This is a genomic window from Acidobacteriaceae bacterium, from assembly GCA_028283655.1.
Taxonomy (GTDB): Bacteria; Acidobacteriota; Terriglobia; order Terriglobales; family Acidobacteriaceae; genus Granulicella.
This window is the reverse complement of the sequence record JAPWKE010000003.1, coordinates 2640833-2653761: the sequence shown is the minus strand read 5'-3', so window position 1 is coordinate 2653761 and position 12929 is coordinate 2640833. Positions and strand designations below refer to the sequence as shown.

Here is a 12929-nt window from a genome sequence, read left to right as displayed (position 1 = left end):
CTGAAACGCTAAAATCCTCTCCCACTGTCAACAATACAGCGCATCAAGTTCGAGGACACGAGTCAGTGGCTTTGCCCGACTTCGTCCTTGATCCAAAAGTGCCCGCTTAGGCGAGAGTACTTAGGATCTTTGACAACATGGTTGAACGTGCCAGTCGTGAGATGACGTAACTTTGGTTGAGTCAATCTCACTAGTTTTAACCTCTACTCCTTTTCGAGCGAGTAGAGGCGCACAGAAACCTTCGGACCTCCGTCCTAAAGGCTGTGCACACCAAGATTAAACGAGAGTTTGATCCTGGCTCAGAATCAACGCTGGCGGCGTGCCTAACACATGCAAGTCGCACGAGAAAGGGGACTTCGGTTCCTAAGTAAAGTGGCGCACGGGTGAGTAACACGTGAATCATCTACCTTTGAGTGGGGAATAACTTCGGGAAACCGAGGCTAATACCGCATAATACCTACGGGTCAAAGCAGCAATGCGCTTAAAGAGGAGTTCGCGGCAGATTAGTTAGTTGGCGGGGTAATGGCCCACCAAGACGATGATCTGTATCCGGCCTGAGAGGGCGCACGGACACACTGGAACTGAAACACGGTCCAGACTCCTACGGGAGGCAGCAGTGGGGAATTTTGCGCAATGGGGGAAACCCTGACGCAGCAACGCCGCGTGGAGGATGAAATATCTTGGTATGTAAACTCCTTTCGATAGGGAAGATAATGACGGTACCTATAGAAGAAGCCCCGGCTAACTTCGTGCCAGCAGCCGCGGTAATACGAGGGGGGCAAGCGTTGTTCGGAATTATTGGGCGTAAAGGGCGCGTAGGCGGTTTGACAAGTTTGGTGTGAAATCTATGGGCTCAACCCATAGCCTGCATCGAAAACTGTCGGGCTTGAGTATGGGAGAGGTGAGTGGAATTTCCGGTGTAGCGGTGAAATGCGTAGATATCGGAAGGAACACCTGAGGCGAAAGCGGCTCACTGGACCATTACTGACGCTGAGGCGCGAAAGCTAGGGGAGCAAACAGGATTAGATACCCTGGTAGTCCTAGCCCTAAACGATGATTGCTTGATGTAGCGGGTACCCAATCCTGCTGTGTCGAAGCTAACGCGATAAGCAATCCGCCTGGGGAGTACGGTCGCAAGGCTGAAACTCAAAGGAATTGACGGGGGCCCGCACAAGCGGTGGAGCATGTGGTTTAATTCGACGCAACGCGAAGAACCTTACCTGGGCTCGAAATGTACAGGACACCCCTAGAAATAGGGTCTCCCAGCAATGGGTCTGTATATAGGTGCTGCATGGCTGTCGTCAGCTCGTGTCGTGAGATGTTGGGTTAAGTCCCGCAACGAGCGCAACCCTTACCTCTAGTTGCTACCATTTAGTTGAGCACTCTAGCGGAACCGCCTCGGATAACGGGGAGGAAGGCGGGGATGACGTCAAGTCCTCATGGCCTTTATGTCCAGGGCTACACACGTGCTACAATGGCCGATACAAACCGCTGCAAACCCGCGAGGGGGAGCTAATCGGAAAAAGTCGGCCTCAGTTCGGATTGGAGTCTGCAACTCGACTCCATGAAGCTGGAATCGCTAGTAATCGTGGATCAGCATGCCACGGTGAATACGTTCCCGGGCCTTGTACACACCGCCCGTCACATCACGAAAGTGGGTTGTACTAGAAGTCGGTGCGCTAACTCGCAAGAGGAGCAGCCGCCCAAGGTGTAATTCATGATTGGGGTGAAGTCGTAACAAGGTAGCCGTAGGAGAACCTGCGGCTGGATCACCTCCTTTCTAAAAGAGACCATCCTGGTAAGTGATTCGACGTCCTGCGATTGCAGGCAGCGAAAGCTGAGTCGATAACGAGGCCAGGCACCTGTTGAGGATCTTCGGATCTGATACAGAGTCTGAACTCAACCTTCTTTTAGTCTACGTATCATCAAAACCGATGGTCAGAATAAGCGTAGCTTGTTCGCACGTTCAACTGTGTCCTCGAAAACCTTCGAGAGAGCTCAAGCGCCAGTGGTTTTCGAACCCTGGCTGCAGAGCAAGCTGCTAAGGCGAAAGCTTTTAGCGAGCCGGGCCTGTAGCTCAGTTGGCTAGAGCGCACCCCTGATAAGGGTGAGGTCGATAGTTCGAATCTATCCAGGCCCACCATATCTCGTACGAATCAGGTATACTGATTCAGGAATGGGGCTGTAGCTCAGTTGGGAGAGCGCCTGCTTTGCAAGCAGGATGTCATCGGTTCGATCCCGGTCAGCTCCACCATTCTCTCTAAAGGTTTTGTGACAAGAACAAGATCGAGCATCTTCGGATGTTGGTTCTTGAGCTTGGCTCAGGCGCGCCTCAGGGCGCGTAGGTATTGCATCTGCGATACCCGACGATTTTTGACAACTGAATAGATTGGGTAAATATAACTACAAGGCTGAGCAATCAGTATGCGTTGGTAGGTTCAGCGCTAGCAACTGATTGATTCAATCATAGTTGAGTGTCTTTAGATAATTTTCGTTAGTTCCTTCGGGCTAATCCTCCGAAGGGGTGACTAACAAAGGCGGACTAATTATAAACATAGTTTGCTTGCAGCGGCCGAAAGGCTGTGTGTGAGTAAATTCTATGGTCAAGCTACTAAGGGCGCACGGTGGATGCCTTGGCAGAAACAGGCGATGAAGGACGTGGCAAGCTGCGATAAGCTTCGGGGAACCGCACACAGGTGTTGATCCGGAGATTTCCGAATGGGGAAACCCAGCATGGTAAACCCATGTTATGCCTCACTGAATACATAGGTGAGCGCAAGCGAACGGAGGGAAGTGAACCATCTCAGTACCTCTAGGAGTAGAAAGAAACCTCGATTCCGATAGTAGTGGCGAGCGAACTCGGAATAGCCCAAACCCGTGATATTTCGGTATCTCGGGGGTTGTAGGGCCAGCAATAGTAGAGTTACCAATCCAGTCGATAGCTGAAGACCGTTGGAAAGCGGTCCCATAGAGCGTGACAGGCGCGTAGGCGAAATTGATCTGGACTCGAAGCTGGTACCTGAGTAAGGCGGGGCACGAGAAACCCTGCTTGAATCCACGGGGACCATCCCGTAAGGCTAAATACTCGTTTCTGACCGATAGTGAACCAGTACCGTGAGGGAAAGGCGAAAAGAACCCCGAGAGGGGAGTGAAATAGTACCTGAAACCGTGTGCCTACAAGCAGTGGGAGGACTATGCCTCCGTAAGGAGGAATGTCTGACCGCGTGCCTATTGCATAATGAGCCGGCTAGTTATTCTTGTCAGCAAGGTTAAGCGTGAGCGAGCCGCAGCGAAAGCGAGTCTGAATAGGGCGTTAAGTTGGCAGGAATAGACGCGAAGCGGGATGATCTACCCTTGGCCAGGTTGAAGTTGGGGTAACACCTAATGGAGGACCGAACCGGTGTTTGTTGAAAAAAGCTCGGATGAGCTGAGGGTAGGGGTGAAAGGCTAATCAAATTCCGTTATAGCTCGTTCTCTCCGAAATAGCTTTAGGGCTAGCGTCGTGCGAATTGGATTGGTGGTAGAGACATGGATAGACTAGGGGGCTTTCCGGCTTACTGAATCTAACCAAACTTCGAATGCCAATCACAACATACACGGCAGTCAGACTGTGGGGGCTAAGCTTCACAGTCGAGAGGAAAACAGTCCAGACCGCCTGCTAAGGTCCCCAAATTACTGTTAAGTGGGAAAGGAAGTCGGAACTCTCAGACAGCCAGGAGGTTGGCTTAGAAGCAGCCATCCTTTAAAGAAAGCGTAATAGCTCACTGGTCAAGAGGTCCGGTGCCGACAATACAACGGGGCTAAAACAGTATACCGAAGCAGCGGATGCACACATTCATGTGTGCGTGGTAGGAGAGCATTCTCACATCATTGAAGCGTAACTGAGAAGATACGTGGAGGTTAGAGAAGAGACCCTGCCGGCATAAGTAGCGATAAGGGAGGTGCGAACCCTCCCCGCCGAAAGTCTAAGGTTTCCTGAGTAAAGTTAATCTGCTCAGGGTTAGGCGAAATCCTAAGCTGAGGCCGAAAGGCGTAAGCGATGGACATCCGGTTAATATTCCGGACCTCCCAACGAGTCGTTATTACGATGGGGTGACGCATAAGGATAATCTGGACCACATATGGCTATGTGGTTTGATACGTGTGAAGCGGGAGTCTCTAGGCAAATCCGGAGATTCTTAACCGTGAGACGTAAAACAGTACCCTGTATTGGGGAAAGCAGATGATTTCATGGTGCCAAGAAAAACCTCTAAGGAGAAACGTTGGGAATCGTACCTCAAACCGACACAGGTAGACGAGGAGAATATCCAAAGGCGCTCGAGTGAAGGCTTGTTAAGGAACTCGGCAAATTAGACCCGTAACTTCGGGAGAAGGGTCGCCCACCTCTGGTGGGCCGCAGTGAAATGCGAACGGCGACTGTTTAACAAAAACACAGGTCTCTGCAAAGTCTAAAACGACGTATAGGGGCTGACTCCTGCCCGGTGCCGGAAGGTTAAAGGGAGCGGTTAGGCGCAAGCCGAAGCTGCGAACTGAAGCCCCGGTGAACGGCGGCCGTAACTATAACGGTCCTAAGGTAGCGAAATTCCTTGTCGGGTAAGTTCCGACCTGCACGAATGGAGTAACGATCGTTCGACTGTCTTAACGAGTTGCTCGGCGAACTTGTAGTACCGGTGAAGATGCCGGTTACCCGCAGCTAGACGAAAAGACCCCGTGCACCTTTACTATACTTTTACAGTGGGTTACGGCAATTGCTGCGCAGGATAGGTGGGAGGCTTTGAGACTCAGGTTCTCGGACTTGAAGGAGCCAACGGTGAGATACCACCCTGCGATTGTTGTGATCCTAACCTACTTCCATTATCTGGAAGAGGGACATTGTAAGACGGGTAGTTTGACTGGGGCGGTCGCCTCCTAAATTGTAACGGAGGCGCGCGAAGCTACACTCAGGTCGTTTGGAAATCGACCGTCGAGTGCAAAGGCATAAGTGTGGTTAACTGCGAGACTTACAAGTCGAGCAGATGCGAAAGCAGGCCTTAGTGATCCGGTGGTTCTGTATGGAAGGGCCATCGCTCAACGGATAAAAGGTACGCCGGGGATAACAGGCTGATCATTGCCAAGAGTTCATATCGACGCAATGGTTTGGCACCTCGATGTCGGCTCATCGCATCCTGGAGCTGTAGAAGGTTCCAAGGGTTAGGCTGTTCGCCTATTAAAGCGGTACGTGAGCTGGGTTCAGAACGTCGCGAGACAGTTCGGTCTCTATCTGCTGTGGGCGTAGGAGATTTGAAGAGGGCTGTCCTTAGTACGAGAGGACCGGGATGGACGAACCTCTTGTGTTCCAGTTGTCATGCCAATGGCACGGCTGGGTAGCGAAGTTCGGTTGTGATAACCGCTGAATGCATATAAGCGGGAAGCACGCTCTAAGATGAGATCTCCCAACCCGTAAGGGAAATGAAGGGCCCTGGAAGACTACCAGGTTGATAGGCTGGAGGTGGAAGTGCAGCAATGTATGCAGCTTACCAGTACTAATCGCCCGTTCGGCTTGTCCATAGAATTTACTCTGCGCAGCATAACGCTGCTGCTCTGAGACATTCAACAATGACAAGCTTTGTAGTTATAGAGATATAGCTAATACGCAAAAAATTAGGTAAATGTCTGCTCAATCTATTCAGTTGTGAAAGACCGCGCGGGTTTCCGCTGCTCTTTCTAAGTTTGCCGGTGAGTTTACCGCGAGGGTCCCACCCGTTCCCATCTCGAACACGGAAGTTAAGCCTCGTTGGGCCGATGGTACTGCACGCGTAAGTGTGTGGGAGATTAGGTGATCGCCGGCATTAAAATCAAAAGCCCACTCCTCGGAGTGGGCTTTTCTGCGCCTGAAATCCCCCACCACGCCACACTGAACTGTAGAGCCCTTCTCCTCACTATCATTAGCGATTCGCGGCGGTCAGGTCGCTGCCCTCACGGGCAGCGACTTGGGCTTTACTCTTATCCGCGCCGTTCTCTTCGTTTCAATCCACGCTGCCCCTGCGGGCAGCGACTTTCGCGGGCTTCTGCCTGCAGGCCAGCCCACAGGTTTCAATCCATGCTGCCCCTGCGGGCAGCGACGGTACGGCGCAAGTGCTGGCGCAGGTCGGCCCGCTTGTTTCAATCCACGCTGCCCCTGCGGGCAGCGACGGCGATCTGCGTGCGCGAATACTGCTGGGTTTCTTCGTTTCAATCCACGCTGCCCCTGCGGGCAGCGACAGCTCAGATCTATGGCGTCGGTCAAAGCGACATGTTTCAATCCACGCTGCCCCTGCGGGCAGCGACCAACGCGACATCTGGCCACAGCGGAATTTGGTGCGTTTCAATCCACGCTGCCCCTGCGGGCAGCGACGATGACGTCCGCGGTCCTGGTGAAGACACTCAAAAGGTTTCAATCCACGCTGCCCCTGCGGGCAGCGACAGGTGCCATCGGCTATGCCGAAGGGACGCCGACCGTTTCAATCCACGCTGCCCCTGCGGGCAGCGACGCGCCGGAGACCGTGCCGTCATACGTCACATCCAGGTTTCAATCCACGCTGCCCCTGCGGGCAGCGACCTTTGGTGTCGTCGCCTGCACATCAATAACGGCAGTTTCAATCCACGCTGCCCCTGCGGGCAGCGACGGATGGCGGCGCAGTTGAGGGAGGGATGTAACGATGTTTCAATCCACGCTGCCCCTGCGGGCAGCGACCCGGGGGGAGGAGGACACCTATGTGTCCTCCCTAGTTTCAATCCACGCTGCCCCTGCGGGCAGCGACGGCCAGGCGTTTTATTACGACCGTGGCGTGACGTATGTTTCAATCCACGCTGCCCCTGCGGGCAGCGACGGTCCGCGCTGCGGAGTGCGCAGAAGCGTGAGCCGGTTTCAATCCACGCTGCCCCTGCGGGCAGCGACGTTGATCACCTCGGCCTTTGAAGGCTCTTTTGCGTTTCAATCCACGCTGCCCCTGCGGGCAGCGACGGCACTTCTCAATCTACGCAAACCACCAGGATCGTTTCAATCCACGCTGCCCCTGCGGGCAGCGACAGTGCTGGTTACCGTTTTGTAGCTATCATTGCGGTTTCAATCCACGCTGCCCCTGCGGGCAGCGACCTTGCGCATGGCAGAGATCTCGCGAGCACGCTCGGTTTCAATCCACGCTGCCCCTGCGGGCAGCGACGTTTCGAGCTGGAGGATCGCAGGATGGCCCCGTAGTTTCAATCCACGCTGCCCCTGCGGGCAGCGACGCTCCCTTCTCAATCTACGCAAACCACCAGGAGCAGTTTCAATCCACGCTGCCCCTGCGGGCAGCGACTTTCATCACAGCGACCGCGATGCAATCCGCTTGCGTTTCAATCCACGCTGCCCCTGCGGGCAGCGACGAGCTTGCGGCTCGCTTCGACTCGTTGGCTGCAGCGTTTCAATCCACGCTGCCCCTGCGGGCAGCGACAAAAGAAAAGCCCTCACGTATGTGAGGGCTTGGGTTTCAATCCACGCTGCCCCTGCGGGCAGCGACGATGCGGCTCGGATCGAGCGGATCGTAGGCGACGGGTTTCAATCCACGCTGCCCCTGCGGGCAGCGACATAACGTGCTGCAGGCTCTCTCGCTCCGCAACGGTATCGTTTCAATCCACGCTGCCCCTGCGGGCAGCGACGCGTCTACGCGCCACACAGCTGCGGACCAGAGGGTTTCAATCCACGCTGCCCCTGCGGGCAGCGACCTCCCTAGAAGGTAGTAAAGAATTTAAGTTAGAAGTTTCAATCCACGCTGCCCCTGCGGGCAGCGACTTAGCGGCGCGAAACTTTGAAACTAGGAGGTTAGTTTCAATCCACGCTGCCCCTGCGGGCAGCGACAAGAAGCGATACCAGAACGGCACGATGGAGAAGATGTTTCAATCCACGCTGCCCCTGCGGGCAGCGACTGTCCGTGCCGAGCTTGATACCGAGAGCCTGAATGTTTCAATCCACGCTGCCCCTGCGGGCAGCGACGATCGTGCCCTTGGCTTCCGGCGCGAGGCCGGTGTTTCAATCCACGCTGCCCCTGCGGGCAGCGACGAGCTCATGCCGCACCTGCTTCCATTTTCCTGTGATGTTTCAATCCACGCTGCCCCTGCGGGCAGCGACACCCATCGCCAAGTGTCGGCGTAATTGTCGTCGAAGTTTCAATCCACGCTGCCCCTGCGGGCAGCGACGTCGATGATCTGATTCTGGATGCCCTGCTCCCAAAGTTTCAATCCACGCTGCCCCTGCGGGCAGCGACTTGTACGCGGTCGGGTCGTAGTAAGAGTGTACGAGTTTCAATCCACGCTGCCCCTGCGGGCAGCGACTCGATTCTGACGTACAGCGGCGATGTGGTGGACCTGTTTCAATCCACGCTGCCCCTGCGGGCAGCGACGTTGACTATGAGTGCCCACAGACGCCGTGGCAAGTTTCAATCCACGCTGCCCCTGCGGGCAGCGACGTCTACTCCCAGCGCGTACGCCTACGAGTGCATGTTTCAATCCACGCTGCCCCTGCGGGCAGCGACATGGGCTTCATCCGCCGCAATAAGAGGCTTACGCCGTTTCAATCCACGCTGCCCCTGCGGGCAGCGACGAGGGCCGTGCCGCAGATAAAAGCGCTCTGCTGCAGTTTCAATCCACGCTGCCCCTGCGGGCAGCGACGATGCACTCGTCGAGCTGATCAATGGTGAGTGCGGTTTCAATCCACGCTGCCCTGCGGGCAGCGACCACAGCTGCGGACCAGAGGAAAAAGGAAATAGGAGTTTCAATCCACGCTGCCCCTGCGGGCAGCGACGAGTTTTGACGCTGCCATTTCTGTCGTTAACGAGTTTCAATCCACGCTGCCCCTGCGGGCAGCGACCCCCCTGGAACAACCAGGGCATCTCTTCGGCGGGTTTCAATCCACGCTGCCCCTGCGGGCAGCGACGATAACTGTAGGCTTGCACTGTCGGATGAGATGGTTTCAATCCACGCTGCCCCTGCGGGCAGCGACCTCAACTCCGGGGAAGCACTGGTTGCTTTATAAGTTTCAATCCACGCTGCCCCTGCGGGCAGCGACAAATCGAGGCAGGACGGCCTGAAGGTGTTGCTGACGTTTCAATCCACGCTGCCCCTGCGGGCAGCGACGCTGGAGGCTCAGTTGCTCGATGGTTACATCGGGTGGTTTCAATCCACGCTGCCCCTGCGGGCAGCGACCAAAGGTGAAGCGGGAGGCCCTCGAAAGAGGAACTGTTTCAATCCACGCTGCCCCTGCGGGCAGCGACATCGCATGCTTTAGCTGTGCCCGAAAACCAAACTGTTTCAATCCACGCTGCCCCTGCGGGCAGCGACGTTAAAGAAAGCTAAGGCTGCCGGACTGCTGCAGGTTTCAATCCACGCTGCCCCTGCGGGCAGCGACAGAGGCAGTGTGAGCGTGAGTCTCGCGAGGATGCGGTTTCAATCCACGCTGCCCCTGCGGGCAGCGACGCCGTCGTTGTAGCTGTGTGCGTAGTGACGACCGTTTCAATCCACGCTGCCCCTGCGGGCAGCGACCTCGGCTTCAAAAACCGCGCCGTTGGCATCACAAGTTTCAATCCACGCTGCCCCTGCGGGCAGCGACGTCGTTGTGAGTGTAGCCATTGATATTACGACCGCGTTTCAATCCACGCTGCCCCTGCGGGCAGCGACGCGGGAGCAGGTGAAGTATGTGCTGATCCCGAAGTTTCAATCCACGCTGCCCCTGCGGGCAGCGACAATTCCCTCTCCCTCTGTACTTTCGATATCTGAGGTTTCAATCCACGCTGCCCCTGCGGGCAGCGACAAGGATGATTCCGTTTCCCTCATTGCCGATGCGACGTTTCAATCCACGCTGCCCCTGCGGGCAGCGACTCCTGATTCCCGGATATCGCGCCGGGGGCGCGGTGGTTTCAATCCACGCTGCCCCTGCGGGCAGCGACGGCCATCCGGGGGGCGATACGCCCCGGGCAAAGGTTTCAATCCACGCTGCCCCTGCGGGCAGCGACGGTGTTCACCAACGTCGGCGTCGGTCTGGCGCAGTTTCAATCCACGCTGCCCCTGCGGGCAGCGACCGTACGGCGACACCACCGCCGTGGGCAATGGCAGTTTCAATCCACGCTGCCCCTGCGGGCAGCGACCTCACCCAGGAAGAACTGGGAATCAAGGCCGGGATGTTTCAATCCACGCTGCCCCTGCGGGCAGCGACAGCACTGGAGCGGTCCTAATAGGTTTGAGGCTCTGTTTCAATCCACGCTGCCCCTGCGGGCAGCGACGTTGCAGGTAGCGCAGGTGTCGATTCCTTCGCCGTTTCAATCCACGCTGCCCCTGCGGGCAGCGACGCGGTTGTCGATCACGGAGCCGTGGTGGGATGTGTTTCAATCCACGCTGCCCCTGCGGGCAGCGACCGCGACGCATGGTGCGAGATCAGACGAGAGCATAGTTTCAATCCACGCTGCCCCTGCGGGCAGCGACCTTGCGTGTAGCGCTTCTCGGCTACCACGCTGTCGTTTCAATCCACGCTGCCCCTGCGGGCAGCGACAGAGCGATGCGAGGAAGGAAAAGTGAGGTGACGAGTTTCAATCCACGCTGCCCCTGCGGGCAGCGACGTTCTGCAGGTTGCCTTCGGTGTCGAGGTAAGTGGTTTCAATCCACGCTGCCCCTGCGGGCAGCGACTCTCAATGTCGACGCCATCGTATTCGGCGAGATGGTTTCAATCCACGCTGCCCCTGCGGGCAGCGACGGCACGAGAGCTAAGAGCTTCACGTACTTGTACTTAGAGTCTCACATTCGCGAACATGGTGATACTGTGGATGATTTTCTCTTTGAGATTGTTGGCTACTAAGCGAAATCATTCAGTACGCACGATTTAGCCAACGCGCGAACTCCCCTGAAAACGAATGATCGCTTCCAGTCCGCGCACGGCGATGTCGCGCACTCCGCGTCCGTAGTCCGAGAGGCGCGTTCTATAGGATCAGTGGGCCCTGTGGGTCATACGAGGGCTTGGTGCCGACATGTTCAACCCGGCGTTTCCACTCATTGCCAAGGAAGTAGAAGCGCAAACTGTCTTCTGCCGCGTGCATTTCCGCAATAAGCGACGCACGGAATCTCACCCACTGCGCGGCATCGACGAGACATTCAAACACTGAGTTCTGCACTCTCTGACCTCGATCTTCGCACAGTCTCGCAATGCGCCGCAGGCGTCGTCGTCCTGCCTCATCCCGTGTGCTTACGTCGTAACTCACCAGAACAAGCATCGTGGCTTATCTCCACAGAAACGCGGGATACGCATCCAGCCCACCGCGAACGTACCGCGAGAGCAACAGGGCCTGCGTGTAAGGAATAAGCCCAATAGGTACGCGTTCTTTCAGGAAAGGATGCTCGATCTCTTCCTGTTTACGCAACTGCCAGGCCGCGACAATCTGCTTGCGGGCATCGTCCTCCAGCAATGTAGCTCCGCCATCTTGCACGGTGAAATCAGATGCCTGCACTTGGCGCCGATTGATCATCGTTAGCACCAAGCGGTCAGCCAGTGGAGCACGCAACTCCTCCATCATGTCCAGTGCCAGGCTCGGGCGCCCTGGGCGATCTGTATGCAGAAATCCAACGGCCGGGTCGAGCCCCACAGATTCCAGCGCCGATTCGATATCGTGCCGCAGCAGGGCGTAGACGAAGCTCAACAGAGCGTTTGGGCGGTCAAGTGGGGGGCGACGAGACCGGCCGCTAAAGCGGAATGCTTCATCCTCGCGTCCGATCATGTAATCAAAGACAGAAAAATACTCCTGCCCCGCCAGCCCCTCGTGTCCGCGCGCGATATCGAGACTCTCCGCGCGGGCTGCGTCCAGGCCGATCCACTGCAGTCTCCGCGCGGCAGCACGCAGAAGCTCTTCTGTTGTGGGATCGGAAGATTCGCGCGCGGCTCGAAGAAGTACCAGACGGCTGTTCGTAATCTTTGCGGTAACGATCATGCGTACGGTTGGTAACGCCGCTTCGCCTCCGTCGCACAGCCGGTACTGTTGGCGTCGCACCAGCACGTTGCCGGAAACAGGCCCCTGCACTCGAGCAAGGAACCGTCCCTGTTCTGTCAGGAAGGAGATGCCAACGCCTTTCTCGCAACAGAGTGAAAGAACGGGCGGTGAGCACAGCACCTGTCCCCAGCACACAAGTCCTTCCAGGGTATGCACGGGAACGCGAAGCTTTAGTTGTTGTTCAATCTTCACCGCAACGGTCTCACCATCGCGATGAAGGTACGCGCCCTGACTCATGACGTGCAGTGTATTGAGCAGCTTACGCATCGTTATTCCTCAGCTTGTAATGCGCGAAGTTGTGCGGCTTTCCACGTTGTTGCAATGGCAACGTGATCGGTTGCGTTGGGCAGGCAAACGTCGACGAGCGAGCAGTTACGACAGTGTTTTCCCGGCGTTGCTTCTGGAGTGATGCCGTTCGTGTAGAGCCGATGCATCTCTGCCGCAAGCTCCTCCGTGCGTGCACGTAGCTCTACCGTGAAGCTCACATCCATGCACCTTCGCGGGTCTCCGTAGAAAATGGCGCCGTCGGCAACGGGTACACCGAGCATCTCCTCCAGGCAGAGTGCCTGCGCACAGAGTTGCACGACATCGCAGTCGTTGGGCTTTCGCTTGCCCCGTTTGTACTCGACCGGAAAGGGCTGCGGGCAGAACTCCACAACATCAGCGCGGCCGGAGAGCCGTAATCTTCGGCTCTCCAGCATCAGCCCGCGCACCGTGCGCAGCTTCCCTCGACGGCTTTGCCCCGGCAAGTCTGCCCGCTCATGTAGTACTTTGCCTTCGGCGGTCAGGCGGTTTTCCGCCCACGCCTGCTCCAGATGGATCAACGCCCATTGGCGTGGACAGAAAGCAAGATGCTGCAAGCCGCTCAACGGCAATGCGTCCTCGAGTTGCAGTCCATCGGCCATC

3 protein-coding genes, 2 tRNA genes, 3 rRNA genes and 1 CRISPR repeat array are annotated in these 12929 nt (G+C 56.5%); of the genes, 5 read left to right on the top strand and 3 right to left on the bottom strand.

Annotated elements, in window-relative coordinates; translation table 11 throughout:
* Nucleotides 1–276: 276 nt before the first annotated feature.
* The 5 genes from PW792_14155 (at nt 277) to rrf (ending at nt 5828) form a co-directional block, all read left to right on the top strand.
* Nucleotides 277–1780 (top strand): 16S ribosomal RNA (locus tag PW792_14155).
* A 286-nt stretch (nt 1781–2066) separates the two neighbouring features.
* A tRNA-Ile gene (locus PW792_14150) sits at nt 2067–2143 on the top strand.
* Nucleotides 2144–2178: 35 nt separating this feature from the next.
* Nucleotides 2179–2254, top strand: a tRNA-Ala gene (locus PW792_14145).
* A gap of 347 nt (nt 2255–2601) precedes the next feature.
* A 23S ribosomal RNA gene (locus PW792_14140) occupies nt 2602–5547 on the top strand.
* Nucleotides 5548–5711: 164 nt separating this feature from the next.
* Nucleotides 5712–5828: ribosomal RNA gene (rrf, locus tag PW792_14135) — 5S ribosomal RNA — on the top strand.
* Together the 16S, 23S and 5S rRNA genes with 2 tRNA genes alongside form the textbook arrangement of a ribosomal RNA operon.
* A gap of 108 nt (nt 5829–5936) precedes the next feature.
* Nucleotides 5937–10738: a CRISPR direct-repeat array (repeat unit 33 nt; unit sequence GTTTCAATCCACGCTGCCCCTGCGGGCAGCGAC).
* A 223-nt stretch (nt 10739–10961) separates the two neighbouring features.
* Here rrf and cas2 read toward each other — a convergent pair.
* Genes cas2 through cas4 form a run of 3 tightly spaced genes read right to left on the bottom strand, consistent with a single transcriptional unit; the run spans nt 10962 to nt 12928 of the window.
* Nucleotides 10962–11252: a CRISPR-associated endonuclease Cas2 gene (gene cas2, locus PW792_14130; GenBank protein MDE1163063.1), complete on the bottom strand. Its 291-nt coding sequence runs from the start codon at nt 11250–11252 to the stop codon at nt 10962–10964.
* Nucleotides 11253–11258: 6 nt separating this feature from the next.
* The gene (cas1c, locus tag PW792_14125) at nt 11259–12290 is read right to left on the bottom strand and encodes a type I-C CRISPR-associated endonuclease Cas1c (GenBank protein ID MDE1163062.1); all 1032 of its coding nucleotides are present in this window, start codon (nt 12288–12290) and stop codon (nt 11259–11261) included.
* A gap of 2 nt (nt 12291–12292) precedes the next feature.
* Nucleotides 12293–12928 (bottom strand): CRISPR-associated protein Cas4, encoded by a 636-nt coding sequence (gene cas4 / locus PW792_14120; protein ID MDE1163061.1) that lies wholly within the window; start codon nt 12926–12928, stop codon nt 12293–12295.
* Between the last annotated feature and the right edge of the window lies 1 nt (nt 12929).

Coding starts and splice junctions, on each gene's coding strand:
- cas2 (MDE1163063.1), bottom strand. CDS start 11,252: ATGCTTGTTCTGGTGAGTTACGACGTAAGCACACGGGATGAGGCAGGA.
- cas1c (MDE1163062.1), bottom strand. CDS start 12,290: ATGCGTAAGCTGCTCAATACACTGCACGTCATGAGTCAGGGCGCGTAC.
- cas4 (MDE1163061.1), bottom strand. CDS start 12,928: ATGGCCGATGGACTGCAACTCGAGGACGCATTGCCGTTGAGCGGCTTG.